Raw genomic sequence first — 24,749 nt, 5'->3', positions numbered from 1 at the left:
GGAAAATGGCCAAGGAAAAGATTCTTATTCTGGGATGCAAGAGAACTATGGATGACACCTGCATCGGCTGCTCAAGATGCATGGTGGGATTCAACCGCCGTGCCGGTGAATTCGAAAGGTATGATTCAGATGCGGAACTTATGGGAATTATGGGCTGTGGAGACTGTCCTGGAGTCGCTATAGTTCCACGCATGGCTTTGATGAAATTGTGGAATTCCAAGCTTGGTGAAAATCCGACCAAGATTCACATAGCTCCCTGTCTTGCCACCCATTGTGAACACAGGGAAACCTTGGTAAAGAAAATCAAGGCAAAGGCAGGATGTGAAGTAATCGAAGGAACCCACCCTTTTCTTCCCGATAACATTTTTGCCGAATAAAAAGACGATGCCGATCTACGAATACAAGTGCCTTGAATGCGGTAAGGTTTACGAAGAACTAAGTAGCGTCAACGCTTCCCCCGGCCCCTGCCCTTCATGCGGAAAAACGGAAAGTGAAAAACTGATGTCCTCCACATCTTCACTTTCGGGCAAAGAAACCCCTGATGTGCCCGATTCCATGGGCACTGGATGTTGCGGAACAAACCCGTCATCCAAGGGATGTGTTCCCGGGTCATGCTGCGGAAAGGCCTGATATAAAGATAAAAAAACTTCAGCACAAAGAACGCTGAACGAAAATATATCTGTTGAACATACAGATTAAATAAAAACTGAAACAAAGCGTAATTGCAGTTCGCTGAGTTTCAGTTTTTTTATGAAACAAATTGTATGGAAGCTTAGCTCTAAAGATTCTTAATGCGCCATTTCAGAAGATAAAACACTTCCCTCGAAATGAATTTTGTATTCCCTGTCAAACCTTGATTTTAAATTGATAGGGACCCAATTTGCCAGTATATCCTTGAGTTCTCCTGAGCGTATCCCGGCTTCCAGGATCTGATCTATACGCTTGATTACTTCACGTCCCCATCTATTTCGTGGGGCTGCAAAATAACCGAGCATCGATTCTTTATTAAACCCTTTGCAGTTGAACATCGCTATTTTTTCAGCTGTCCCCTGATATTCGGAAGTGTAATAGACAATCAAAGGGTTAGCGAAAAAAATATCAATACGTTTTTTTAAGAGCAGAGAAATCTGATTTTTAAAATCCCGTGATGGATACGAAGTATTTTCGGTTTTCCTGTATCTGTCGATAACCGGATTAAGTGGCCCATAGTTAACACCCTTTATGTAACCCAGCTTATACTTACCGGAGCTTAAAAGATTCTCAGGGTTAATCTCTCCGTTTGCAACCATCTTCTTACGGTCATCCGCACGAATCACTGCCATCATCCACCAGATCAACCTGCACGGGTATTTGGAGAAGATTAGATACTTCTCCCTATCCGGTGTTTTGAGTAATCCTGTAGCTACCCATCCTCGACCCAGCTGTATCTCTTGAATTATTTTAACAGGCGAGGCTAAAGCATCTTTGTGCTCATATTCAGGCATATTGTACTTAATATAGTCTATTATGGCAGGCCCGGCTCCGGCAAAAGAGCCGTCTTTCTGGCTCATAAACAGCGGCGGTATATCAAATTGCGGCCAGACAACAACATTCTGAGCTTTTAGGTCTGTTGCAAAAGAAACAAAGACCAGCATCCAGAAAAATTTAAATGAAAAGCTGCTACAAGTGATAGAAAATCTATTTTGATACGACTCACTATTAAAAAAACAATAATCGAAGTTCATATACTTCTCCCCAAAAGTACACTTCAGCAGAACAATCCCCTCAATTGATCAACTTCCCGAAGATTTACCCTTACTCTTCAAACCAGTCTGAATTGAGCCCAACAATACTGATTCCGTGCTTATCAGCAAAGTCAACAGTCTTATCAAGGTCAAAAAACAGGCTCTTCCCCGCTTCAACACCTAGACAGGTTGCGCCGAACCTGTGCATCTGCTGAACAGTCTTAAAGCCGATAGAAGGCATATCCACCCTATCCTCCTGTCCCGGCTTGAAAACCTTTACCACACAACACCCTTTGCCACCGAGTTCACATCCGCGTTCAATGGCAGCGTCGGTTCCCTCAATAGCTTCTACAGCTGTTATGATACCTTCTCTCAAAACAACACATTGCCCGATATCAAGTCGTCCGAGTTCCCTTGCAATACGCCAGCCTGTTTCAAGATCAACTTTCTCAATATCACTGGGAGACCTTCTCGAAATCTGACCGGACGGAGTCAGCAGTTGAGGCGCAAAAACATGAGGCCCGACAACCTTCATGCCCTCATTCTCAAACTCATTGGTGATGGTTCTTAAAATTATGTCATCACCTTTGGTTGCCAGCTTGAAAAGCAACCTGGCAGCCCTGAAGTCCGGCCTGATATCAAGAGCTTTGGGCTTATTAATTGTGCCGGCCATAACAACTTCATCAACCTGACTCTTCTTGAAAAAAGTAATGAGTTTTGAAAGCTGCCCGAGCTTTAACTCAACAGAGTCATCCACTAACTCCGCAACATCGAAATTTGAATGCCCCTTAAAAAAAACAGCCACAACACGATGCCCTTGTGCTGCGGCTCCTTTTGCAACAAGGAGGGGGAATTGCCCCCCTCCTGCTATAAGGCCGATAGTCTTCATATTTGCAGTCATTTTTATTCAGGACTACGGTCAGCGGGACATATCCCACGCTCACTGGTCCGTATAAATTCTATAAGATTCTGAACTTCCGGGATGTCAGGAAACTCTTTTTCCGCCATTTCAAGGGACTCATCACGAGTCAAAGCAGAACGGAAAATAATTCTGTAAGCCTTTTTAATGGCCATACAAGTCTTGGAGCTGAATCCTCGCCGTCTGAGACCAACAGAGTTTGGCCCATGCAAAACACCACGGACACCGGTAGCCAGCATATACGGAGGAATATCCTGGCCAAAGCCGGACATTGCTCCGAGAAAAGCATAGTCACCAATACGGGCAAATTGATGAATTCCAGACATGCCACTAATGGTTACATAGTTTCCCACGTCTACATGTCCGGCAAGGCTGGAAGCATTCGCCATGATTACATAATCTCCCAACATACAATCATGTGCAACATGGACGTAAGCCATCAACATACAATTATTGCCGATAACAGTTTTGCTTCTGCCCTGCACCGTACCGCGATGCACCGTCATATATTCACGGAAAATATTATTATCGCCAATTTCTACTGTTGTATCTTCACCTTTGAATCCAAGATGCTGAGGAGGGCCACCAAGCACAACTCCGGTATGGACTACATTCCCTACTCCCATACTGGTATATGCCTTAATCTGGACATGTGCATCAAGACTGCAGTTGTCACCAATTACGGTTTTGTCCTCAACTACGCAAAAAGGTCCGATTTTAACATTTTCACCTAGCTCGGCACCAGGATCAACAATAGCACTGGGATGGATATCAACACCCACTATAATGACTCCTTGTCGACAATAGCAGCAGCAACTTCACCCTGAGCGGCAACTTCGCCATCTACTGTAGCGACGCATTTCATTTTCCAGATATTCATTTTACGCTTTACATCATTGACTTCAAGAACAAGCTTATCTCCCGGCACAACAGGTCTGCGGAATTTGAGTTTGTTAATTCCGGTAAACAGGAAGACTTTGTCAGAAGTGTCAATCTCATCCTGGCTAAGAACAATCATTCCACCCGCCTGAGCAAGAGCCTCAACAATAAGGACTCCGGGCATAACAGGCAGGCCGGGGAAGTGGCCCTGAAAAAAGGGCTCGTTCATGGTCACGTTCTTATATGCCCGGATGGATTCACCAGGAACAATCTCTTCTACTCTGTCCACAAGCAGGAAAGGATACCTGTGGGGAAGCATTTCCATAATTCTTCTGATATCAATATGATCAAGTGCGCTGTTACTCACTTTCTTTTCCTTTACTTAATTCAGCCTCAAGAACTTTAATGCGTTTTTCCAAGGCAGTCAGTTTTTTACCCATATCCGGAAGTTTTTTTAGATAAACTGAAGATCTCAGAAATTTACCTTTTTCCTGAATCGGGGATCCCGCCCCCATAAAACCTGCGGGAATATCGTTCATTACTCCGGCCTGCGCGCCGATTACGGCACCGTCACCGATCTTGATATTATCTACCAGCCCGGCCTGGGCCGCAAGAATAACATTATTCCCAAGTTTGGTACTGCCTGCGACTCCGCACTGCGAAATGATAAGACAATCTTCACCGGTAGTCACGTTATGCGCAATCTGAACAAGATTGTCTATCTTGGTCCCGGAACCGACTCTGGTAACATCAAGTGCAGCCCGGTCAATACAGGTATTAGCGCCTATCTCGACCTGATCCTGCAGTTCAACAGTGCCAATCTGGGGAATCTTCATATGCTTTCCGGAAACCTGCGCGTATCCGAATCCGTCCCCCCCGATCACAGCTCCAGGCTGAATGATAACACCGGTCCCGATGTTAGTCTCAGCCATAATAGAACAGTTGGGATAAAGAATGCATCCAGGGCCGATCACCGAGTCCTCGCCTATGTAAACGCAGGAAAAAACTTTGCAGTTAGGCCCGACTTTTGCCCCGCGCCCGATAAAAGCGAAAGGATAGACAGTTGCGGAATCATCGACTTCAGCCTCATCATGAATGAATGCCAGTTCATGGACACCATCAAGGCATCCCTGAGGTCTGGAAAACACATGCATGGCTTTCGCCAGATCCATATACGGGTTTTCACTGATTATGGCGGACTCTACATGGTCGGCATATTTCTCCTCAAGCACAACAGCACCAGCTTTGGTGCTTGAAAGCATGTTCTCATACTTTGCATTGGCGAGGAAAGACAGCTCTTCAGGTCCAGCCAGCTCAAGTGTATTGAGCCCGTTGATCTCCTTGTCCACCCCAGATATTTTCAGGCCAAGAAGGCCCGCAAGTTCGGAAAGAAGCATAGCAGCCTACTTTTTACCCGCTCTGAACTGACGGTTCATTTCAAGAAGAACTTCATTGGTTACATCAATGGCATCATCAACATAGAGAAAACCGGCTGAGCCTTTATCAAAAAGAGCTGCGTAGCCATTTTTTTCGCCATACTCAGTTACCACTTTCTTGATCAGTTCGAGTACGGGAGTTCCGACTTTTTTCTCTTCAAGCTGCATTTTTCTCTGAGTAGCCTGAGCAAGATCCTGATAATCTCTAACTTTACGTTTGAATTCTAGTTCCTTATCCTGTTTTGCTTCCAGCGAAAGCACAAGGCTTTGTTTCTGCAGGGACTGTTTCAGAGCTTCCAACTCTTTCTGCTTGGCCTCGAGTTTAGTTTTTGCTGACTCGAACTTTTTTTCCATTTTTTTCTGAGCGTCCTGACCAACTTCTGAATCTTTAATGAGCTTACCCATTGAAACAACTGCATACTTCTGAGGTCCTGCGGCGAAAGCGTGTGCCTGAAAAGCCAGAACCAGAACTAAAACTGCAAAAAGAATTCTACGCATTTAAATACTCCTTATTTCCTTTCAAATAAATTCAGTCGAAAAGGCATGCCGGAAATTTCCGACATGCCCTGTTTAACATCGTTTTGTTTCAAGCTCTACTAGAAGAACTGTCCCATAGAGAATTCGATCTTATGTCTGCCGCTGTCCTTGAGCTTGTCAAGACCATAACCGTACTCGACCCTGATCGGTCCCATCGGTGAAAACCAGCGTATACCGGCACCGATACTTTTGTACATACCGAGCAGCAGATCTTCTCCGTCTTCCTGCTTAGTGTCATGGAAGAAATTCTCACCGTCATTCCAGGCGTTACCCATATCGTAGAATGCTACACCGACCAGACCGAACTCTTCGTTAAGAGGAAAGAGCAGTTCAAAGTTCATGTAGAACATTTTGTTACCACCGATACGGTCTCCGGAATCACTGTCACGAGGTGAGATCATACGGCTTGAATAGCCTCGAACGTTATTGATGCCGCCAAGATAAAACCTTTCAAATGAGGGGATATCCCCACCACCGAAGTTATCATGAATAAATCCGGTACTACCTTTCCAGTGGAAAACGAGATCCCAGAATACAGGAGTGAAATAGTTAGAGTCAAATGTGTATTTAACAAATGAGTCATCACCGAGCAGTATTCCTCCGCCCATCTCAACAGTAAGTTCGTTCAAAGTACCGGTTGACGGGTTGAATGCTTTGTTGGTGGTATCACGTTTGATAGTGGCTCCGACAACACTGGACCAGTTGGGCCCCTTCATATCTATAATATCCTGAGCTGCGTCCGCGGAAACTTCGGTAACGTTGTAGTGTTCAAGACGATATGAGGTCAGGAAGTTGGTGTATTCCCCAAGGGGATAGCCGGCAGAAACAGATGCACCAATTGTTTCCTTGTCGTAATCATCGTAGTCTTCGTTACGCCAGTAGGTTGATCCCCCTGCACCCCAGCGCGAATCATTTACACGGGGGTTGTAGAAGTCAAGGCCGTAACTGATGTTTTTGGAACTCCACCCGCCGTTAAGACTGAAATTCCAGCCACGCCCGAAGAGGTTTCGCTCAGACATCTTTGCTGAAACGAAGACTCCGTCAGATGTCGAGTATCCGATACCACCACTGACCATGCCGGTATTCTTGTCCTTAACCTTGACCTTGAGATCCATTTCACTGGGATCCCCGGTAGGAACCGGCTCAATATCAACTTCGCTGAAGTAATCGAGTTTATTAAGACGTACAATGGAACGCTGCAGTTTTGAGCCGCTGAACTGGTCCCCGTCAGCAAGACGCATTTCACGCAGAATTACGTTGTTCCTTGTTTTACTGTTGCCCTGAATAACAACTCTGCGGATATGAACTTTCTGACGCTTGCTCATCACAAATGTGATTGCGACAGATTTGTTGTCACGGTCCTGATCCATCTGGATATTGGCTTCAGCATAAGCGTAACCATAGTTTGAATAAAAATCCGAGAGGGATTTCATATCTTCACGAATAACAGACCGGTCCAGAAATTCACCGCCATCAGCCATATCATCTGCACTGATCAACTCACGAAGTCTGGATTTCTTGACTATAAGATCTCCACGGAAATTGACAGATCCCACTTTATAGCGGTCTCCCTCAGAGACCTTGAAAGTGACATAAATACCGTCATCTTTGATATCAACTTCCGGTTCACCGACTTTAGCATCGATGAAACCACGGTTTCCGTAGTAAGCCAGAATTGCTGCGGCATCGCGCTCAAGAAGCTCTTCCTTGAGGACTCCGGTCTTGGTAAACCATGAAAGCCAGCCGCGTTCGGTAAGAGCCAATTGTTCCTTGACCTCATCCGGATCAAGTTTTTTGGCACCCTCTATTGTGATGCCTTCAATGTAGAGCTGCTTACCTTCCTCTATATTGATATTCAAACGCGCCTGAGGCCCTTCACCTTCAACGCTGTAATCAATTTTGGCATTGTAGTGACCTTCCTTGCGGTACATTTCACGCAGGGTATTGAGGTCATCTGAAAGAACTTTAGGGTTCAGGACAGCACCTTTTTTGGTGTTTAAAGCCGCAAGAATGTCTTCCGAGTCGATCTCATCAGCACCATTTACGGTTATAGCCTGAATTCGCGGCTTCTCTTTTACATCAAAAATTATTTTCTTGCCGCCGGGAACATCAGCAACCTTCACTTTAACATCGTCAAAGTAGCCGAGGGCATAAATATTTTTCAGATCAGCATTTATCTTGGAGGGGGTATAAATATCACCGGTCTTGATTCCTGTGCGCATCAAAATAACGTCTTTATCAAGAACTCTGGTGCCACGCACTTCGACCTTGGCAATTTTATCCTGACTGAGAAGTTCAAGTTTCATTTTGGAAACAAGTTCATCAACAGCCGGCAGAAGATTTATCAAACCTTTTTTGGAGACAAAAAGAGGTATAGCCGGTTTCAATCCGAAAGCTTCAACCAGCCTTACATCCAGGCTTAAATCCTCGCCTATCTGACTGAAACTGCCGTAAACGGAATAGCCTGCTCCTGCCAGAAGAGCCATGTCCTTGGCTCCCTGGATATCAAGATACTCGTATCCCTGTTCATCCATCAACTGCATCACCCGTTCCTGTCCAACTACTCTGAATCCGGCTTCTCGAAGACGGTCGGTAATGAGTGTTGGAAGGCTGTTCTTCAGGTATTGTGAATCAGCATCGGCATTAACTTCAAAAGGAAGAACAGCGATAATCACGCTGGAAGAGTCTTCCGCCCGGGCTTCTTGAGCCCCGAAATCGAGCATGAAAGCAAGAGTTGCCGCAATCAGTAAAAGCAGAATTCTAGTTCTGGGCATACAGTTCTCCGGAACGCAGCTCAAGCCGGCGCTTCATAAGGCCGGCAAGTTCGAGATTGTGAGTCACAATAACGAGCGTCATTCCAAGCTCTTCATTAAGGGAGGCCAGCATCTCGCCAACCATATTCCCTGTCTTCTCATCCAGGTTGCCGGTAGGTTCATCAGCAAGCAGAACTTTAGGTTTGAGCAATATGGCGCGCGCAATGGCCGCCCTCTGCCTTTCACCGCCGGAAAGGGTCGTCACCCTGTGTTCCAGTCTGCCTGCCATATCTACCAGCCCCAAGGCTTCACGGGCCATGTCAGAGGCTTCACTCTGACCAATGCCTGCCATCATGGCAGGAAGAGCAACATTTTCCAGAGTTGTAAACTCCGGAAGAAGATGATGAAACTGAAAAACGAAACCGATTCCCCTATTACGAATCGCAGCCCGTTTTTCAGAAGTCATATCATTAATATTCATTCCGGCAAAGTTGACAGTTCCACTCGAAACGGTGTCAAGAGTGCCGAGAATATGCAAAAGGGTAGTCTTTCCTGATCCGGAGGAGCCCATGATGGCCATGGCCTCACCCTTTTCAATAGAAAGATCCACATGATTGAGGACCCGCACATTTTCGGTAGGACCTTCGTACTCTTTGACGACGTCCTTGAGCTCATACAAAATATCACTCATATCTTAAAGCCTGTGCGGGTTCCAGACGTGCAGCCTGCTTTGCCGGATACAGTGTAGCCAAAAAGCAAAGCCCGAATGCCGCCACGCCGATTATGGTCAAATCCAGCCAATCCATCCGTATCGGAAGATAATCAACCGGATAAACATTGCTGGGCAGTTTAATAAACTGGTACTTCTTCAGCAGAAGGGCAACCGGCACACCTATCAGGTATCCGATAGAAGTTCCGATCAGTCCGATCAGAGTGCCCTGCAACATAAAAATTCGTCTGATACTCCCGGAAGTAGCCCCCATGGACATCAACACCGCGATATCTCTGGTCTTCTGCATCACAAGCATAACCAAAGTAGTAATGATGCTGAAAGATCCGACCATGACAATCATTGCCAGAATGATGAACATAGCGGTTTTTTCCAGCTTCAGCGCGGCAAACAGGTTGGCATTCATTTCCTGCCAGTTCCTGACCTGCACCGGGTATCCTGCCAGTTCTTTATCCAGTGCTTTGCCTATCTTATCAACTGCATATACGTCTGCGAGCCTAATTTCAAGACCGGAAACAAAATCGCGGTTGAATCCCAGTAATTTCTGAGCCGCTGTGTTGCTGATATAAGCCAGAGAAGAATCATACTCGAACATTCCGGTACGAAAGATTCCACCGACTTTGAATAAGCGCACTTTAGGAGTAAACCCCGCAGCAGTCTTTGTTCCCGAAGGAGACAGCAGATTCACGGTATCCCCGACCAAAAGACCGAGTCTCTGCGCAAGCTGCGTTCCTATAACTATTTGAGGCAGTTTACTATCTTTCTCAAGACAGTCAACACTGCCTGCAAGCATATCGCCCGGAAGACTCAGGACGCCCTTGGCTGTCTTGGTATCTACTCCACGCAGAACAACTCCCTTTACCCCACCACTGCTGGAAAGCATAACTTCAGAATAGATAAAGGGCGTTACACCTGTAACGCCCGGGATCTTCTTTATTCTGTCGGTCATGTGGTGGTAATTTTCAAGAGTACCATCATACGCGTTAATTATAATATGTGCGTTAACCCCGAGAATCTTATCTCTCAAATCGGTGGAGAAGCCGTTCATTACTCCGATAACAACGATCAGAGCTGCAACCCCGATGGCCACACCGCATACGGCAAACAGAGAGATCACCGAAATAAAGGAATTCTTCCTCAGGGTGAACAAATACCGCAGTGCGACAAAGAGTTCGAATCTCATTAACTGGAGCTTCCGGCTGATTCGGTTCTCAGGAGCGGGAACAGGATAACCTCCCTGATGGAGGCGCTATCTGTAAGCAGCATGACCAAACGGTCAATACCGATACCCTGCCCGGCCGCAGGAGGCATTCCGTATTCAAGTGCGCGGACATAGTCCTCATCCATGAAATGGGCCTCGTCATCACCGGCTTCCTTCTCTTCCACCTGCTCCATGAATCTCAAACGCTGATCCACAGGATCATTTAGTTCGGAGAAAGCATTCGCCAGTTCACGACCGTAAATGAACAGCTCGAAACGGTCAGTGATATCAGGATTCTCTTCATTCCTTCTGGAAAGAGGAGAAATATCTGTCGGATAATGATAAATAAAGTGCGGCTGGATAAGCTTTGGCTCAACCAGCAGGTCAAACAGCTTGGCCTGGAGCTTGCCGAGTTTTTCACCTTCGACTGCCTTTTCACCCAGCTTTTTAACCAGTTCCTTACATTTATCGTAGTCGTTGTAGACATCAGGAGAAACATCACCGACTTTTTCCAGTGACTCGTGAAAAGCCAGACGGTGCCAGGCTCCGGGAGTCAAATCGATACGCTCACCCTGATACTCAATCACTGTATCGCCGTTAACTTCCTTACATACCGAGGAAACCATCTCTTCAGTAAGGTCCATCAGGTCCTCAAAGTTTGCATAGGCCCAGTAGAATTCAAGCATTGTGAATTCGGGATTATGTCTTACAGAGATTCCTTCATTGCGGAAGTTGCGGTTGATCTCATAAACCTTTTCGAACCCGCCGACCAGAAGACGCTTGAGATAAAGCTCAGGAGCGATGCGCAGGTAAAGCTGCATGTCCAGCGCATTGTGATGGGTAACAAAAGGTTTGGCCGCCGCACCGCCTGGAATTGGCTGCATCATGGGAGTTTCCACTTCCATGAATCCCTTTTTATCAAGGTAGTTGCGGATAGACCTTACGATCAGGGTTCGCTTCTGAAAAATTTCACGGGCCCGCGGGGTAACGATAAGGTCAACATATCGCTGACGATATCTGGTCTCCACGTCTTTAAGTCCATGATACTTTTCAGGAAGCGGACGCATGGATTTGGTGATCAGTTCAACTTTGTCAGCCTTGAGAGTCAACTCATCAGTCTTTGTTCTGAAAAGCTCTCCCTCAACTCCGACAATATCACCGATGTCGAATTTTTTAAAAATTTTGTACAGGTCCGCGCCGAGATCATCCCGGGCAACATAAACCTGAATCCTGCCTGTAGGATCCTGAAGATGAAAGAATGCGACTTTACCGAAGGACCTGTGGGTTATAACCCTACCTGCAATTTTGAATTTCTTGCCTAGGGCTTCAAGCTCTTCGCCTCCGAGAGAGTCGTAATTGTCCCATATTGCAGAGACATCTGTATCTTTACTGAAGTTGTTAGGATAGAGCTCCACGCCTTCATCTAGAAGTCCGCAGGCTTTTTCCACACGATTCTTCAGAACCTGATTGAGTTCGTTCTGAGCTTGCAGAGCCTCAAGCAGGGGCATAAAAGTTGCCACGTGCTCTGATTTGGTTGCCAGCTTGATTTGCTTTTTCTTCTTGCCGCTCAAGTTATTAATTCTCCGTAACCGAATAAAGTCTAGATAAATACAAGATCCGTTGATTGCCTAAGCTAATTACCCTTTGTCGTCAAGAAAGTACATATCTTAAAGTTCTGATCCGCAATTTTAATTTTTTTTAAAAAAGTGTTTGACAAGTTCGCAGCAAATCCGTAGAAACCATCTTCGTTGCAGCGCGGAAGTGCTCAACACAAATATTCCTCGGTGGCTCAATCGGCAGAGCGGGTGACTGTTAATCACTAGGTTGGGGGTTCAAGTCCCTCCCGGGGAGCCAGAATAAACAAGGCTGCTTTCATATGAAGGCAGCCTTTTTCTTTTTATTTTTTACACTACATTAAATATAGATTCAGTCTCCTGGAAAACTACACAATTCATTTGTTTCAGCTCTAAGTAACCGGCAATTTAAAAAACATGAATTAAAACGAAGATAATGTTTGACAAGTTCGCAGCAAATCCGTAGAAACCATCTTCGTTGCAGCGCGGAAGTGCTCAACACATATATTCCTCGGTGGCTCAATCGGCAGAGCGGGTGACTGTTAATCACTAGGTTGGGGGTTCAAGTCCCTCCCGGGGAGCCAGAATAAACAAGGCTGCTTTCATATGAAAGCAGCCTTTTCTTTGTTTCCATTATTTCTTTCTTTAACGTGAAAGCAGGGAAAAACGCTCACACTGGCATCATTTCATAAATACCTTTTCAATTGTTCAGGAATTATATCATCAGGAACTTTCCCCTTTCCATAATACTTCTCCAGTATTGAATAATATGTTCCGTCTCTGACTATTTTCATGAGCCCCTTTTCAAATTTTTTCTTCATGAATTTGTTCTGTTTAAGAAATATCATGGAAAGAGGCATATCAAGCAAGTGCTTATCAATGTAGGCAAATTGATCTTCTTTACCCTGAAACATCACTCCAGCTAAATATGTCCCGGTAATCCTGAATGCTACTGCGAAATCGAATCTGTCCGCTTCAAGCTTTTTGAAATTCAACTTTACGTTCTTTACCAAGTCAATTCTCAAACCAGCAGATTCAAGAATGTGCTGACTGCTGCTCCCCCTGACATTGCCAAATGTATACTCACGCAACTCAGACAAGCTTTCATATTCAACACCGTCAGGGAACCTCGACTTCTTGTAAAAGGCTACAAACTTCAAGTTTACCAAGTCTACATGGCTGACAAGATCTTCCTTGCCCTGCCTTCGGAACCATTCCATGGCACCAAGGCATGCATCAGCCATTCTCTTGTCGATTGACCAGACATTTCTGGACATGGGAATCAGTTCATAATTAGCTTTGTAGCCGGAAGCCTGATATGCTTTCGAAGCGATTTCCCTTAGCATCCCCTCCTCTTTTACCTGATCATTCAGCTTAAAAACCAGAGGAGGATAAATAACTGATGAAATCACCACTTTCTGTTCAGCGGCTGCATCGGAGATTGCTCCCAAAACAATCAACATCACGGGGATAATTTTAAATATAGTTCTGACCACAGCAAGGCCTCCAGACTCAATTAAAACCAATTGTAATAATTATGGCAATCTTTCATGGCAAGAAATGCGCTACACCCGTTTTATCTAAATACAATTCTCCTCATACTCTCCATTTAAAAAAATTAAATTAAATTCCAGATAACGTTTGACAATCATGAAACAAATCCGTAGATACTTTCTTCGTTGCAGCGCGGAAGTGCTCAACACAAATATTCCTCGGTGGCTCAATCGGCAGAGCGGGTGACTGTTAATCACTAGGTTGGGGGTTCAAGTCCCTCCCGGGGAGCCAGAATAAACAAGGCTGCTTTCATATGAAAGCAGCCTTTTCTTTTATCTGGATGGCATCTTTTTCTATTTAGAGTTACAATACTGCCATGGAAGCAAATTTTATTACATATGGCCTTTTGGAATCTTTGCCGGACTCCCCTTCCGGTGAATATGAACTTAAAGATGAATCCGAACTCGATACCAATTCTCGGAAAGGAAAAATACTCTGCAGAGAATGCAGGTTCAAAGTTTCCGCTTCCTCCTTTTCCATCAACGTAAATGGAAGCCATGAACATTCCTTTTTCAACCCTCACGGCTACGTATTTGAAATTCGCTGCTTCTCCTGCGCGCCGGGTTGCATGCCTGCCAGTCCTCCATCTTCAGAATTCAGCTGGTTTGCCGGACATACATGGCAGATTGCGGCATGCACTCTCTGCGGAGCCCACCTTGGCTGGAAGTTCCAATCCGGAGCTTCTTCCTTCTACGGACTGATAAAAAACAACATACTGGATGAAGACTCTTAGGGTCCCCCAGCAAAGCTGGAGGGTTTCTCATCGGACTAATAAAAAGCTCCCGAAACCTGACGGTCCCGGGAGCTGTTCATTGATATTGTTTATTAAAATCTATTTGTGATAGAGCTTAACTTCGTTTGTTTTGGGAGTTGTCTGGCCGGGGGTAGGCTGGCCGGAAACAAGTATGTAACCCTTTCCTCTGGGGAAGTCCTTGTTGCCTTCAAGATATGCAACAAGCCGATCTCTATGGTTCGGTATTGTTGAGTCTGTCAGCACAGGAATGATTGCCCAGAAAAAGTTCAAATACGCAGGCACACTCTGATCAGGAGTCAGGCAGTAAATCGGCTGCTCCGGTCTGCGGCTGCAAACCAGTCTGGCGGAGGCTCCGCTTGTGGAGTGGCAGAGAATTGCCGGGCTATCAATATTATCAGCCAGCAGGCACGCGGAATAGCTCAGATACTTAACGGGGTCCACGCCTTTTCTTGCAGGCTTGTAGGGACCTTTAATCCTTTCAATATAATAAGGCTCGGTACCTTCTGCTATTTCTTTTATATATCCAACTGCCTCTGCAGGGTAATTACCGATTGCTGTTTCCTCGGAAAGCATGCAGCAGTCAGCCCCATCCATGATGGCATTGGCTACATCATTAGCTTCAGCACGTGTGGGAATGGGGTTCTTAACCATGGAAAGCATCATCTGGGTTGCCACGATTACTGGCTTCTGCGCATGACGTGCAGCTCGGATAAGCTTTTTCTGAATAACCGGTACAGTGGAAAGTTTGCACTCCAGCCCCAGATCACCACGGGCGACCATTATACCGTCTGCAACTTCTAGAATAGACTCGATATTGTCGACAGCATTCTGACGTTCAATCTTGGCGATAATCGGCATCCAGACGCCACGGTTCTGCATGTGCAAACGGACATCTTCCACATCCTTAGCCGTCTGAACAAAAGACATCGCAATTGCGTCCACACCGATATCAATACAGCCGTCAAGATCAACCTTGTCTTTTTCGGTAAACGCCGGAAGTGCAATATGCTTTCCGGGGAATGTTATCCCCTTCCGGGAAGAAAGAATACCTGCATTCTGTGACTGAATTTTGTAAAGACGATCTTTTGTACAGGTTTCGGTCACCAGGAAAGTAAGCATACCGTCACTCAAAGAAACTTCCATTCCAATATCAAGACCGAGCAACAGTTCAGGCTGGTCAAGAGGTATAAAAGGCAGATCTTTGGCATTTTCCGCTTCTTCGGGAAGTCCAAGGTATACTTCTGAATATGAACTGATTTCATGAGGAGCGCCTTCAACCTCACCGACCCTGATTTTGGGGCCGCAAAGGTCTCCCATAATAGTCAGAGGAATGGAGAGCTCTTCCTGCACCTGACGGATCAGGGCAATAACCGGTCGAAAGCTGTCCGCGTCCGAATGTGAAAAGTTCAGACGCAGAATTCTGACTCCGTTTTTAACCATTTTAGTAATGGTTTCGGCATTTGCGGAGGCCGGTCCAAGAGTGGCAACTACTTTGGTTCTCATTGTTTCTGTCCTCAAGTTTTTTGTATTGAGTAAATTTCCCACTTCCCTTAATCACCTAAAACCATACAGTTGACCTGACTGCAAAATGTTCGTTTCCGAAAACAATATTAACTCAATTTTCGAAAATGTCCATAACCTTTAATTTCGGGTTTTCAATTTCTTGCCAACAGCCTGCTTTTTGTTTTAAGGAAAGTTTTTGCCCGTTTTTCGAAAGTACTTTGAATTAAATAATCTAAAACACATGGAGACAATTAATGCTCAAGAAAGCAATCAAGCTGACCCTTCTTCTCACAATGGCCGCATTTATCGCTGGTTGCCAGCAACAGGCATCCACCGGCGCAAAAATAGGCTTTGTTGATACTAACAGGGTTTTCAAAGAGTGCAAAGCCGGAGCAGAAGGCATGGAGTATCTCCAGAAAGCAGGAGAAGAATTCCAGACCAAGTTCACTGAAATGCAGAAAAATCTTGCAGGCAACCAGACTGAAGAAAACACCAAAAAGTTTCAGGAAGCTCTTAACGAGTACCAGACCAAAATGGGTGCTGAGCAGAATAGAATTATCGAAGCTCTGCAGAATGCATTCGGTAAAGCCGTTGAAGAATACCGTAAAGCCAACGGTTACTCTGCAATCCTTTCAGTGGAAACAGCTGTAAGTTACGACAAATCCGCTGAAGTCACTGACAAGATCATTGAATCAATGAATAAAATGGATGTCAAAATCAAACCTGAATAAAATCAGTTCATACTTTTGACCCTCAGGTCCCCCTTGCTGATCGGCTCGGGGGACTTTTTTAATTCCTGAATCCGACGGTTTTAGCAAAAAATATATACTGCGAATAAAAAAGGACCGTATATTTCACCGGTCCTTAAAGCTGGTCATGACATATCCGCAGAGATTTGGGCAGGATGTGAGGCCCGATTCAGCTAAGCTTACATCTCCCGGAAATCATCTAACATTTGTTAAGGTTACAGAACTGATCAATCTCTCCTGAGGTAACAGCCTCAACAAAATTTTTAACTTTATCTTTAATAGAATCACGAATCTCACGTGTCTTTACAAGCTTCTCTTCCTGACTTCCCTCCAGTTTGGCGGGATCCTCGAACGGAAGATTCATACGCCTTACTATACCGGGAAAAATCGGGCAGTCTTCGTCAGTGCCTTTTTTACATACAGTGATAACATAATTGAATATTTTACCCTCCTTGTACAAATCAAACACAGACTGGGTCTTCTTTTCAGAAAGGTCGATCCCCTCCTCACGCATGACTTCCACTACAAGGGGATTTATTTCGGTGGGTTCAAACCCTGCACTGCAAACTTCAAACTTATCCCCGCCAACCTGGCGCAGAAACTCTTCGGCCATCTGGCTGCGAGCGCTGTTATGAACACATATAAAAAGAACTTTTTCCATTTAAAATAACTCCTTGTGTGGACTAAAACTTGAGCCGACCTGTTTCGCGACAATATCCTTGTGCGCTTTATCAAAATAATTGGTTAATGCACTCAGTTTTTATTATACAAACACCCCCCGGCATTTGTTTCGATTCTGTTAAGTTACTGACACGAAGACGTGATAAAAAAATCAAAGCAGTTCATCCTTTAGCCCTTCAAATCCTGCAGCCATCATGGTTGGAATAAACTGTATAACTTCATATTCAGCCACACCGTGTATCATAAAAGGATCTTCGCTGAAGACCTGATCCAATTCTTCGAAAGAAATATTCCTGACCAGAATAATCCCCCCTGTCCTGGGGACCTTTCTTCCGGAGGCAATAAAAATTCCTTTTTCATACTGTCGCTCCAAAAAACTGATGTGCTCGTCGAGCAAAGAATCAACTTTATCCAGATCATGGATATAATTCAAATTTACAATATACATATTCATTGATCTCCATATTTAGTGATGATAGTTATCAGTTATAATACTTTTGTAATTAATTTACCATTGTAGATTAGAGGCACAGCAAAAGTTTTAAATAAGTTAATTCGGATGCTCAAAATTTTAGAATAAGATGTGCCGCTCAAACAAACAGGGGAAAATATGAACCTGGTCCGCAATAGGATAGGGAACTATCTGATACTGCAGATAGATTCGGAAAGAGTTGATTCAACAAATTACCTGAAGTTAGAGCAAGTGATCACCCGTGAAATAAAATCAGGGGAAGATAAAATTGTACTTGATCTTTCCAAAGTCAAATTTATGGACTCCTCCGGTCTGGCCGGTCTGCTTCCCGCAGTAAAAACTCTTCCGCAGAATGGAATGCTACTGATAGCCGGACTGAACACAAGGGTTCAACAGTTATTCAAATTGACCAAGCTTGATGAAATATTGGAAATATTTCCATCAGTGAATGAAGCCATACAGCATGCGGAAAGCCCTACGGAATCTTCCTCTTGACTACTTTCCAACAATTATTAATTAACAGCTCAGCTTCATGCCCTTAAAAGAATAAATACTTAATGGAGGATATACCCAAGTGCCATCATTCGATATTGTCAGCCAGGTTGATATGCAGGAAGTGGACAACGCCGTGAACAATGTGTTGAAGGAAATTGACACAAGATATGATTTCCGTGGTGTCAACACAGAACTCTCCCTTAACAAAAAGACATCCTCAATAAATCTTGTCACCGGCGATGACATGAAGATTAAAGCTGTACGTGACATGATGATCACCCACTTCACCAGACGCAAAGTAGACCCCAGAGTCCTGGATTTCTGCGACACTGAGCCAACGTCAAATGGTCAGCTCAAACAGGAAATCAAACTGAAAGAAGGAATCGATAAGGATACTGCCAAAAAGATTGTAAAAATGATCAAAGGCAGCAAAATCAAGGTTCAGGGTTCCATTCAGGACGATCAGGTCCGGGTAACCGGAAAAAAACTGGATGATCTGCAAGCAGTTATTTCCATGGTTCGCGACTGCGACATAGATATGCCTTTTCAGTTTGTGAACATGAAAAAATAATTCAGGGCTACTCCCTCCTGCTCAACATCAGGAAATATCATTACAAATGATCCGGCCAGTTTAAAGGTTGTGCAACCGTAAAAACTGGCCGTTTTCTATTTCTGAGAATATATATCCACCAAAAGGTGAGAATATTTACCAGCGAGCCTCTTCATCGTTCCATCGCGAAACATGCTTTCAAATGATCTGCCCAGCTTTTCGGACAGCGAACCTTTAAATCTGGCATGCACAGCATGATAAAGAAAATTTTCAGCCAGAGGAGCTGAAACCCTGCACTCTTTAAAATCCAGCCTGTTGATAAGATATTCCCCGACAAGCATGTTACATAAAACAACATCCACGCGCCCTTTCTTCAGTACTGCAAAGAGTTGCCTGTGATTATCCACTTTAAAGACTTCGTTTGAAAATGATTCTGCCAAGTTAGTGGATGAGATATCACCCCTGACAACAGCAACCCTGCTTTTAGACAGCTCACTTATTTCAGAGACGCAAAAACTGCCATTGACACAGAAAGCAGCAGTTGAAACTTTGAAAAGAGGGACTGAAACACCTACCAGATTATCATATTCAGCTATCGCCTGCTCAGTTCTTACCCAGGAACCATCGGTGACGCCTTTATTTGCATATTCCAGATCCCTCATCATCGGCAGGCATCTGAACCTTACCCCCGCACCGGCACGGGAATACGCCTCGGTGAACAGGGCTTCAAACTCAGGAGGAAATTTCCTGCCCTGTAAAAAACTCCATGTGCCTACAGTATAAACCTCTTGGGCAAAAACACTGCCGCCCGGAATGAGCAACGCGACAATCAAAACAATCACGCATAAATAATATGTCATGGACGAGTCTTATTCCTGCAGTGTTCTTCGTAGCTGCAGACGGTTTCCATTATTTCTCTGCAAGTACGCTCGCCCTGACGACGAACCATCTCGGGCGGAGCATTCTCGGCAATCAGCCTGTCCAACTCCACCTTTTCAGGATAATCGTCCAGGCACTCCTCTTCCACTGTTAACTTATCCGGTTCAAAGGCGGTTTTCACGTGTACTCTGTATCCGATTGAACTGCACAAGTGATTTAAAGCCGCAACCACTAGTTCACGCTCTCCGGCATCATCAAGCATACTGAATAACAGGTGCAGGCGATCCAATGGATTACGCTGATGGTCTTCATGACCGGGAGAAGAACAATAACGGTTTATCTGGCTTTGCCCCCGGGAGAAAATTTTCTGCAACTCGGTAGCTCCAAGACTTTCCCTGCAGCACTGCATCATCTCCCAGCTTTCAACGGCGCACACTGTTTTGCTGGATTTCATTCTGACACCTTCCCCGTAAGAATTCAGACCACAATCAAAAGGTAAACTCTCTTTCAAGGCGTAGGGAAAAGCACATAATTTTTCCCCTCGCTTTTCATTCTAAATGTTTTCATTATAAAAACCGTGGATAAGCATCCTATTTGTGTGATATACACAAAACAGGATCTTTATCAATAAAAGAGCGGCATTGCGACTGTCCCGGACAGTATAGAAAACTTTTTTATTCTTATAAAGACATGAAGTTCAGTATATAATCGTTGATAGGATTTAAAAACGGAACTTTATACATATAAACACACTGCTTCCACTAAGATTGATTACTTAGTTATCCTGAGGTTGCCAACACCCTGAAATATAGTATAATCACACTTGATAATCGACATAAAAAGGCTTTGTTTTCTGATATCAGATCAAAGCAGTAAAAATGAATAAATGTCGGGGATGGTCCTGGCTTTAACAAAGGAACACAAATTATTTTAAAGGAGTAAGTCATGAAAAAAACCATTTTGCTTCTGGTGGCCTTTTTAAGTTTCTTAGTTGCCCCCTCGCTTTCGCTCGCAGGGGACCTTCCCCGGCTCATGATCGTGGGAGAGGACGCCGACCCGGATACGATCCCGCGCAACAACCGAGTTTTCAAACGTGTCCTCAATTCAATTTCCAATGAACTCCTGAACAGGGGGTTTGATGTCAAAGACGAAACAGCACTGACCCACATGACCCATGTGCAGGGACGCACCAGAAGAAATGATGCCGAACTTATCCAGATTGCAAAAGATGCGGGAATAGATGTCCTGATTATTTTCAGTATTTATCCTAACGTCAAACAGAACCAGAACAGTGTCCGGGCAACAGCCAGAGTTGAAGGACGTCTGCTTTCGGTATGGGATGGCTCAAGACTCGGCAACTTTGAGGCCGAACCCCAGCAATACCAGCTTGTCCCTGCTCCTTACAGCAGAAACGATGTTCTCGAATCCGTAGGCAAAATGTCCAAGATTATCGGTTCGGACGTGGCTGCGGTTCTGGCAGACCGGCTTGAAGGATATTATCCTGAAGGCGGGGGATACTCGGAAGACGGCAGCGGCGGCGGAAGTGGAGTCGGTGCAGGTGGTCGCGTCAAGGAATGGGTGCTCATATTTGATGGCTTCTCAGATGACGACATGCTTGATGTTGAAGATTATATCACCATTTTTACCGGCTACGACAGCCACCGTCCCAAGTCCAACGCTCTGAACACTTCTTCCCATCACGAGTTATGGTACAATACCTCCATTGACTCAGCCCACCTCAAAAGAAACATAACCCGCATGCTCAGAAAACTGAATATGAAGGGACGTGTCTACATCTCCGGGCAGGAAGTAAAAGTTGTAAAGCAGCACCGGGTAAAACAACGTAGAAAGCAGAGTAACACTGACTGGTAAATCTTCACCGGATCAAATCGAAAAAAAGAGGTCTTTATGCCCTTTTTAAAAATGCATGCAAAAACGGCTTTAATTTCATTATTACTCCTGATGTGGACCTCCCCGGCTTTTGCCGTGGAGGCCACAGGTCAGGGAATCGACCGCCAGCAGGCACTCAATTCCGCTCTCAGGTCTGCGGTTGAAATTGCCATCGGGACGGCAATAGCATCCAACAGCATAGTGGAATCCGGGATTTTGGTAAGAGATGAAATTGCCAGCCATTCCAGAGGGTATGTATCCTCTTATAAAGTAATCCGTGAAGGAGTTCTGGAAGATGGTTACACCATAACCATCGATGCCACCGTCAGTCCCGAACTTTATGGCGATTACAACACTCTTGGTATCCTGCAGAAAATGTCCAACCTTCCGAGGCTGCTCATTTTTGCATCCGATTACGGTTTCAGTTCCGTTCCCCCGGAAGCCATGAAACACCTTGTCCATGACGTAGCGAGAGTTTTCGGCGAGAAGTTCCGTTTTGAGGTAATCGACTGGCCGCTGACCCGCGCCACTTATCAGGCGATAGAAGGACAGATGACCCTGCAGAAGGCTGTCAAATTCAATAACCTGCTCAAGACTGATTATGTTGTTGATGTTTCGCTAGAGCTTCCCGCCGCAGCGAATCCGGTACTGCATATGTCCTGTGTCCGCATTTCAGACCGTCTTAAGATAGGAGAAGTCCGCAGGCCTGTGGAGCAGTATGTCAGACTTTCAGGTAAACCGGCCCAGCGTTATGCCACTGCAACAGATGCGGCAAAAACGGAAGTCTACTGGGCATCCGTACGTCTGGCTCGTGAACTTCTTGAAAACATGGAATCTGAATTGGACCGGGGAAAAGGTTTCCGCTACGGGCTGACCTTCAATGCATTCCCTGAAATCAATCAGATCTCCCGTGCGCTAGAAGATATTCCAGGCTTTGTACGTCAGGAAGTTAAAAGGAAAAACGACAAGAACATTGAGTTGGTTTACTGGTCGACACTACGTTCCGAAGCACTTCTTAAAAGAATTCAGCGGGCATTGAGAGACATAGGTGTTGAAAAATTCAGAAGTAAAATGGATGGCAGATCAATGAAATTCCGCTGGGAAAATCCCGAGGGCTTCTAAACGATCTTAAACGGGCGGAGGAAGGAAAAAAGGATTTCCTCCTCGCTTATCAATCTGAATGGTTTGTAATCAACTTAAACCATGATTGCTGCCCGAAGCGATCCGCAGCAAGGAGAACAACAACATGAGAAAATACCTGATATTGTTTACGGGACTGCTTTTAATCCTCTCCCTTGCGGGTTGCGGCAAAAAAGCAAAGCCCCAGTCCATTGAGGACAATCCGGCACATCATTACCTGATGGGTATGGAACTTATCGATCAAGGAATGCCGGACAAAGCGTTTGTCCGCTTTGAACGTGCTGTGGCTCTTGACGATGAGTTTGCCCCGGCCATCGCGGGTAAAGCACTGGTTTACGCTATTCGGGCTGAGACTGAAAGCGATGAAGAGTACAGTGCCGTTGATGCTGAAAGAGCTATTGACCAATTCGACAAAGCAGTGCGGGAAGCACGCCGTGACCGTTCTCAGAAATTCAGTGTGTATGTCACCGGCATAAGGGTGTACACCCACATCTCAACCCGGGGCTGGCTGCAAAGAGCGGAAGATCTTTGTGCTGACGCTAAGTTGATGATCAAATATGTCAAAGAAGAAGACCTCCCCTACTACCGCAATACCGAAGCTGTTCACTACTTCATGGGAGCAGCCTATTTCAAAGGCGGAGAATTCCGCAAAGCCGAAGACTCCCTGAGTCTGGTTCTGGCATCCTCACCGGGCAAATGGCATGACAAGTCAAACGCCCTTTATAAAAGAGCACAAAAGATTCTGCGGGCCATGAGCAACTACACCCTGACCGATGTAGCCAAAAAAATCGCAGTCAAAGAAAAAGTAGACCGCGCTGATGTGGCGGCACTTCTTGTGGATGAGCTGCACCTGGACCGTCTTTTCGCAGGAAGGATTCCTGTCCCCGACAAGAATCGCAAAGCTGAATTCGTTCCCGCAGATGTGGTTCAACACATGTTTGAGCCTGAAATAATGACCGTTCTCAAATGGAATGTACGGGGCCTGCAACCCATTTATGACCCCAATACTCGAGCCGAACTCTTCTTTCCCAAGAAACCCATGACACGCAAGGAACTCGCGCTGGTACTGGAGGATGTTCTCATCAAACTTACCGGAGATGAATCAATGTCCAGCCAGCACATGGGGCAGAGTAAATCCCTTTATCCCGACGTGAAGCCGACCGATGCGTGTTACAATGCCATCGTGACTGTGGTTAACAGAAATCTCATGGAAACCGACCTTTCCGGAGCTTTCCGTCCTGACGACAGCATGGACGGGGCGGACCTGATTCTGTCCCTGATGCGCCTGCGTAATATAATGAACATCTATTAAAGGAGTGGAGGATAACGTGAAAAAATTACTCTTTGCCATATTAGCGGTGATGCTTTTTGCAGGCTCCGCTCTGGCCGGTGAGAAAATTATTGAGGTGGTTCATCCGGACGATGTCTTTCAGAAAGGTTATATTCAGGTAATCGGCGAATCCGAAGCCGGGCAAAGCCGCTACCGGGCTAAAAGAGCTGCTGAAGTTGTTGCTCAGCGCAGGCTCCTTGAAATCTTTCAGGGGCTGAGACTTTCAGGCAAAACCACTGTACGTGATGGTATGCTGACCAGTGAAAGGATCAAAACCAGCGTTGAAGGAACCTTGAGGGGAGCAGCTCCTTGCGGAGAGTCATTCGACAGAACGGAAGGTTACGCAAGAGTATGTCTGCGCCTCAATCTCCACGGTCAGGATTCAGTGTACTCGGCTTTTGATGATATTATACTCAAAAGTCCCGAAGAATTGAAAATGAGGGAAATTCCCGCATTTAAACCGGAAAAGGACACACTCCCGGAAGTTCTGCCTTTGCCTGAAGTTCCGGAGCAGCAGGTGAAAGCCGAAACTCCCGCGGTTCCTCAACAGACCGCAGCAGTGGAAGAAAAGCCGATACCCACCACGGAAGAAGCTGCTGACAAAATTCAGGAAGCAGTGAAAAACCCCATAGACGGCATTATAGTTGACGTGCGTAATTTCGACTTCAAACCGGCTTTGGTCAACCGCATTCTGACAGAAAACAATGAAGTGCTTTTTGATCCCTCCAAGGTGCTCAATCAGGTGCTCATTGAGCGAGGCTGCGGGGGCTATACCACAGACCTGCAGAAAGCCCGCGCCCTTCTTGAGTCATGGGGTTCCAAGTCTCCCGTGGTTCTTAAAGGTAAGACCGTACAGAACGTAACCGATGCGGTGGTCAGCACTGAAGACGCCGCAGCCGTATTTGCATACGACCAGCAGTACAACCTGCTGGCACAGGCCAGAGTAGTATTTGTACTTAAGTAAAAAAGCTTAACTCCGCTTTCCGGAAGCAGGTCAGC

At 45.5% G+C, this 24,749-nt stretch carries 26 protein-coding genes and 3 tRNA genes; 13 read left to right on the top strand and 16 right to left on the bottom strand.

Annotated elements, in window-relative coordinates; genetic code table 11:
* Window positions 1-5: 5 nt before the first annotated feature.
* Both ACZ5PW_RS09780 and ACZ5PW_RS09775 read left to right on the top strand, forming a co-directional pair.
* Entirely contained in the window at window positions 6-377 is a 372-nt protein-coding gene (locus ACZ5PW_RS09780; RefSeq protein WP_464560339.1) for a CGGC domain-containing protein, read from the top strand.
* A 7-nt stretch (window positions 378-384) separates the two neighbouring features.
* Window positions 385-630, top strand: coding sequence for an FmdB family zinc ribbon protein (locus ACZ5PW_RS09775; RefSeq protein WP_464560337.1), 246 nt, complete (start codon window positions 385-387; stop codon window positions 628-630).
* Between the two features lie 158 nt (window positions 631-788).
* Here the strand turns inward: ACZ5PW_RS09775 and ACZ5PW_RS09770 are convergent, their stop codons facing one another.
* From ACZ5PW_RS09770 to lysS, 10 genes are all read right to left on the bottom strand, one after another.
* Window positions 789-1,724, bottom strand: coding sequence for a hypothetical protein (locus ACZ5PW_RS09770; protein ID WP_464560335.1), 936 nt, complete (start codon window positions 1,722-1,724; stop codon window positions 789-791).
* Between the two features lie 70 nt (window positions 1,725-1,794).
* Window positions 1,795-2,625 carry an LpxI family protein gene (locus ACZ5PW_RS09765; RefSeq protein WP_464560333.1) on the bottom strand — a complete coding sequence of 277 codons (831 nt, stop codon included), beginning with the start codon at window positions 2,623-2,625 and terminating at the stop codon, window positions 1,795-1,797.
* Between the two features lie 2 nt (window positions 2,626-2,627).
* The gene (lpxA, locus tag ACZ5PW_RS09760; protein WP_464560331.1) at window positions 2,628-3,425 is read right to left on the bottom strand and encodes an acyl-ACP--UDP-N-acetylglucosamine O-acyltransferase; all 798 of its coding nucleotides are present in this window, start codon (window positions 3,423-3,425) and stop codon (window positions 2,628-2,630) included.
* Window positions 3,425-3,889, bottom strand: a complete 465-nt coding sequence (gene fabZ / locus ACZ5PW_RS09755) for a 3-hydroxyacyl-ACP dehydratase FabZ (protein WP_464560329.1) — start codon at window positions 3,887-3,889, stop codon at window positions 3,425-3,427. The genes lpxA and fabZ overlap by 1 nt, the downstream gene beginning before the upstream one ends.
* The gene (lpxD, locus tag ACZ5PW_RS09750; protein WP_464560327.1) at window positions 3,882-4,919 is read right to left on the bottom strand and encodes a UDP-3-O-(3-hydroxymyristoyl)glucosamine N-acyltransferase; all 1,038 of its coding nucleotides are present in this window, start codon (window positions 4,917-4,919) and stop codon (window positions 3,882-3,884) included. Before lpxD ends, fabZ begins: the two co-directional genes overlap by 8 nt.
* Window positions 4,920-4,925: 6 nt before the next feature.
* Window positions 4,926-5,456, bottom strand: coding sequence for an OmpH/Skp family outer membrane protein (locus ACZ5PW_RS09745; protein ID WP_464560325.1), 531 nt, complete (start codon window positions 5,454-5,456; stop codon window positions 4,926-4,928).
* Between the two features lie 98 nt (window positions 5,457-5,554).
* Window positions 5,555-8,269 (bottom strand): outer membrane protein assembly factor BamA, encoded by a 2,715-nt coding sequence (bamA, locus tag ACZ5PW_RS09740; protein ID WP_464560323.1) that lies wholly within the window; start codon window positions 8,267-8,269, stop codon window positions 5,555-5,557.
* Window positions 8,256-8,939, bottom strand: coding sequence for an ABC transporter ATP-binding protein (locus tag ACZ5PW_RS09735; RefSeq protein ID WP_464560321.1), 684 nt, complete (start codon window positions 8,937-8,939; stop codon window positions 8,256-8,258). The genes bamA and ACZ5PW_RS09735 overlap by 14 nt, the downstream gene beginning before the upstream one ends.
* Window positions 8,932-10,161: a lipoprotein-releasing ABC transporter permease subunit gene (locus ACZ5PW_RS09730; protein ID WP_464560319.1), complete on the bottom strand. Its 1,230-nt coding sequence runs from the start codon at window positions 10,159-10,161 to the stop codon at window positions 8,932-8,934. The genes ACZ5PW_RS09735 and ACZ5PW_RS09730 overlap by 8 nt, the downstream gene beginning before the upstream one ends.
* Entirely contained in the window at window positions 10,161-11,687 is a 1,527-nt protein-coding gene (gene lysS / locus ACZ5PW_RS09725; RefSeq protein WP_464560387.1) for a lysine--tRNA ligase, read from the bottom strand. The genes ACZ5PW_RS09730 and lysS overlap by 1 nt, the downstream gene beginning before the upstream one ends.
* A gap of 270 nt (window positions 11,688-11,957) precedes the next feature.
* On the opposite strand from lysS, the gene ACZ5PW_RS09720 reads away from it, so the two are divergent.
* Together ACZ5PW_RS09720 and ACZ5PW_RS09715 are read left to right on the top strand one after the other, a co-directional pair.
* Window positions 11,958-12,033, top strand: a tRNA-Asn gene (locus ACZ5PW_RS09720).
* Between the two features lie 228 nt (window positions 12,034-12,261).
* A tRNA-Asn gene (locus tag ACZ5PW_RS09715) sits at window positions 12,262-12,337 on the top strand.
* A gap of 102 nt (window positions 12,338-12,439) precedes the next feature.
* Here ACZ5PW_RS09715 and ACZ5PW_RS09710 read toward each other — a convergent pair.
* Complete coding sequence (locus tag ACZ5PW_RS09710; RefSeq protein ID WP_464560317.1) at window positions 12,440-13,249, bottom strand: substrate-binding periplasmic protein; 810 nt, start codon at window positions 13,247-13,249, stop codon at window positions 12,440-12,442.
* A 213-nt stretch (window positions 13,250-13,462) separates the two neighbouring features.
* Here ACZ5PW_RS09710 and ACZ5PW_RS09705 point away from each other — a divergent pair.
* Window positions 13,463-13,538: transfer RNA gene (locus ACZ5PW_RS09705), tRNA-Asn, on the top strand.
* 85 nt (window positions 13,539-13,623) lie between these two features.
* A complete protein-coding gene (locus ACZ5PW_RS09700; RefSeq protein WP_464560315.1) occupies window positions 13,624-14,040 on the top strand; it encodes a cereblon family protein in 417 nt (138 codons plus the stop codon).
* A 99-nt stretch (window positions 14,041-14,139) separates the two neighbouring features.
* On the opposite strand, the gene pyk is transcribed toward ACZ5PW_RS09700, so the two are convergent.
* Window positions 14,140-15,564: a pyruvate kinase gene (pyk, locus tag ACZ5PW_RS09695; RefSeq protein ID WP_464560313.1), complete on the bottom strand. Its 1,425-nt coding sequence runs from the start codon at window positions 15,562-15,564 to the stop codon at window positions 14,140-14,142.
* 254 nt (window positions 15,565-15,818) lie between these two features.
* On the opposite strand from pyk, the gene ACZ5PW_RS09690 reads away from it, so the two are divergent.
* Window positions 15,819-16,295 carry an OmpH/Skp family outer membrane protein gene (locus tag ACZ5PW_RS09690; protein ID WP_464560311.1) on the top strand — a complete coding sequence of 159 codons (477 nt, stop codon included), beginning with the start codon at window positions 15,819-15,821 and terminating at the stop codon, window positions 16,293-16,295.
* 217 nt (window positions 16,296-16,512) lie between these two features.
* On the opposite strand, the gene ACZ5PW_RS09685 is transcribed toward ACZ5PW_RS09690, so the two are convergent.
* Both ACZ5PW_RS09685 and ACZ5PW_RS09680 read right to left on the bottom strand, forming a co-directional pair.
* Window positions 16,513-16,974, bottom strand: a complete 462-nt coding sequence (locus ACZ5PW_RS09685) for an arsenate reductase ArsC (protein ID WP_464560309.1) — start codon at window positions 16,972-16,974, stop codon at window positions 16,513-16,515.
* A 171-nt stretch (window positions 16,975-17,145) separates the two neighbouring features.
* Window positions 17,146-17,442: a YciI family protein gene (locus tag ACZ5PW_RS09680; RefSeq protein ID WP_464560307.1), complete on the bottom strand. Its 297-nt coding sequence runs from the start codon at window positions 17,440-17,442 to the stop codon at window positions 17,146-17,148.
* Between the two features lie 162 nt (window positions 17,443-17,604).
* On the opposite strand from ACZ5PW_RS09680, the gene ACZ5PW_RS09675 reads away from it, so the two are divergent.
* Together ACZ5PW_RS09675 and ACZ5PW_RS09670 are read left to right on the top strand one after the other, a co-directional pair.
* Complete coding sequence (locus tag ACZ5PW_RS09675; protein ID WP_464560305.1) at window positions 17,605-17,961, top strand: STAS domain-containing protein; 357 nt, start codon at window positions 17,605-17,607, stop codon at window positions 17,959-17,961.
* A gap of 79 nt (window positions 17,962-18,040) precedes the next feature.
* Window positions 18,041-18,532: a YajQ family cyclic di-GMP-binding protein gene (locus ACZ5PW_RS09670; protein ID WP_464560303.1), complete on the top strand. Its 492-nt coding sequence runs from the start codon at window positions 18,041-18,043 to the stop codon at window positions 18,530-18,532.
* Between the two features lie 95 nt (window positions 18,533-18,627).
* Here the strand turns inward: ACZ5PW_RS09670 and ACZ5PW_RS09665 are convergent, their stop codons facing one another.
* Window positions 18,628-19,371: a substrate-binding periplasmic protein gene (locus ACZ5PW_RS09665; protein ID WP_464560301.1), complete on the bottom strand. Its 744-nt coding sequence runs from the start codon at window positions 19,369-19,371 to the stop codon at window positions 18,628-18,630.
* Window positions 19,368-19,844, bottom strand: a complete 477-nt coding sequence (locus tag ACZ5PW_RS09660) for a hypothetical protein (RefSeq protein WP_464560299.1) — start codon at window positions 19,842-19,844, stop codon at window positions 19,368-19,370. The genes ACZ5PW_RS09665 and ACZ5PW_RS09660 overlap by 4 nt, the downstream gene beginning before the upstream one ends.
* Before the next feature lie 491 nt (window positions 19,845-20,335).
* Here ACZ5PW_RS09660 and ACZ5PW_RS09655 point away from each other — a divergent pair, with 491 nt between their 5' ends.
* From ACZ5PW_RS09655 to ACZ5PW_RS09640, 4 genes are all read left to right on the top strand, one after another.
* Entirely contained in the window at window positions 20,336-21,262 is a 927-nt protein-coding gene (locus tag ACZ5PW_RS09655) for a hypothetical protein (RefSeq protein ID WP_464560297.1), read from the top strand.
* A 36-nt stretch (window positions 21,263-21,298) separates the two neighbouring features.
* Window positions 21,299-22,402, top strand: coding sequence for a hypothetical protein (locus ACZ5PW_RS09650; RefSeq protein ID WP_464560295.1), 1,104 nt, complete (start codon window positions 21,299-21,301; stop codon window positions 22,400-22,402).
* Window positions 22,403-22,526: 124 nt separating this feature from the next.
* Complete coding sequence (locus ACZ5PW_RS09645) at window positions 22,527-23,732, top strand: S-layer homology domain-containing protein (RefSeq protein ID WP_464560293.1); 1,206 nt, start codon at window positions 22,527-22,529, stop codon at window positions 23,730-23,732.
* 16 nt (window positions 23,733-23,748) lie between these two features.
* A complete protein-coding gene (locus ACZ5PW_RS09640; RefSeq protein WP_464560291.1) occupies window positions 23,749-24,714 on the top strand; it encodes a hypothetical protein in 966 nt (321 codons plus the stop codon).
* Window positions 24,715-24,749: the final 35 nt, after the last annotated feature.

The sequence above is a fragment of the Maridesulfovibrio salinus genome, assembly GCF_055394525.1.
This window is presented reverse-complemented; position numbering and strand designations above follow the sequence as displayed.

What these genes read in the sequence shown, in the direction of transcription:
- lpxD (WP_464560327.1), bottom strand. Translation starts at nt 4,919, where the DNA reads ATGCTTCTTTCCGAACTTGCGGGCCTTCTTGGCCTGAAAATATCTGGG.
- ACZ5PW_RS09745 (WP_464560325.1), bottom strand. Translation starts at nt 5,456, where the DNA reads ATGCGTAGAATTCTTTTTGCAGTTTTAGTTCTGGTTCTGGCTTTTCAG.
- ACZ5PW_RS09765 (WP_464560333.1), bottom strand. Translation starts at nt 2,625, where the DNA reads ATGACTGCAAATATGAAGACTATCGGCCTTATAGCAGGAGGGGGGCAA.
- pyk (WP_464560313.1), bottom strand. Translation starts at nt 15,564, where the DNA reads ATGAGAACCAAAGTAGTTGCCACTCTTGGACCGGCCTCCGCAAATGCC.
- ACZ5PW_RS09770 (WP_464560335.1), bottom strand. Translation starts at nt 1,724, where the DNA reads ATGAACTTCGATTATTGTTTTTTTAATAGTGAGTCGTATCAAAATAGA.
- ACZ5PW_RS09680 (WP_464560307.1), bottom strand. Translation starts at nt 17,442, where the DNA reads ATGTATATTGTAAATTTGAATTATATCCATGATCTGGATAAAGTTGAT.
- ACZ5PW_RS09780 (WP_464560339.1), top strand. Translation starts at nt 6, where the DNA reads ATGGCCAAGGAAAAGATTCTTATTCTGGGATGCAAGAGAACTATGGAT.
- ACZ5PW_RS09660 (WP_464560299.1), bottom strand. Translation starts at nt 19,844, where the DNA reads ATGAAATCCAGCAAAACAGTGTGCGCCGTTGAAAGCTGGGAGATGATG.
- ACZ5PW_RS09650 (WP_464560295.1), top strand. Translation starts at nt 21,299, where the DNA reads ATGCCCTTTTTAAAAATGCATGCAAAAACGGCTTTAATTTCATTATTA.
- ACZ5PW_RS09735 (WP_464560321.1), bottom strand. Translation starts at nt 8,939, where the DNA reads ATGAGTGATATTTTGTATGAGCTCAAGGACGTCGTCAAAGAGTACGAA.
- ACZ5PW_RS09700 (WP_464560315.1), top strand. Translation starts at nt 13,624, where the DNA reads ATGGAAGCAAATTTTATTACATATGGCCTTTTGGAATCTTTGCCGGAC.
- bamA (WP_464560323.1), bottom strand. Translation starts at nt 8,269, where the DNA reads ATGCCCAGAACTAGAATTCTGCTTTTACTGATTGCGGCAACTCTTGCT.
- ACZ5PW_RS09675 (WP_464560305.1), top strand. Translation starts at nt 17,605, where the DNA reads ATGAACCTGGTCCGCAATAGGATAGGGAACTATCTGATACTGCAGATA.
- lysS (WP_464560387.1), bottom strand. Translation starts at nt 11,687, where the DNA reads ATGCCCCTGCTTGAGGCTCTGCAAGCTCAGAACGAACTCAATCAGGTT.
- ACZ5PW_RS09665 (WP_464560301.1), bottom strand. Translation starts at nt 19,371, where the DNA reads ATGACATATTATTTATGCGTGATTGTTTTGATTGTCGCGTTGCTCATT.
- ACZ5PW_RS09685 (WP_464560309.1), bottom strand. Translation starts at nt 16,974, where the DNA reads ATGGAAAAAGTTCTTTTTATATGTGTTCATAACAGCGCTCGCAGCCAG.
- ACZ5PW_RS09645 (WP_464560293.1), top strand. Translation starts at nt 22,527, where the DNA reads ATGAGAAAATACCTGATATTGTTTACGGGACTGCTTTTAATCCTCTCC.
- ACZ5PW_RS09775 (WP_464560337.1), top strand. Translation starts at nt 385, where the DNA reads ATGCCGATCTACGAATACAAGTGCCTTGAATGCGGTAAGGTTTACGAA.
- ACZ5PW_RS09730 (WP_464560319.1), bottom strand. Translation starts at nt 10,161, where the DNA reads ATGAGATTCGAACTCTTTGTCGCACTGCGGTATTTGTTCACCCTGAGG.
- ACZ5PW_RS09690 (WP_464560311.1), top strand. Translation starts at nt 15,819, where the DNA reads ATGCTCAAGAAAGCAATCAAGCTGACCCTTCTTCTCACAATGGCCGCA.
- ACZ5PW_RS09655 (WP_464560297.1), top strand. Translation starts at nt 20,336, where the DNA reads ATGAAAAAAACCATTTTGCTTCTGGTGGCCTTTTTAAGTTTCTTAGTT.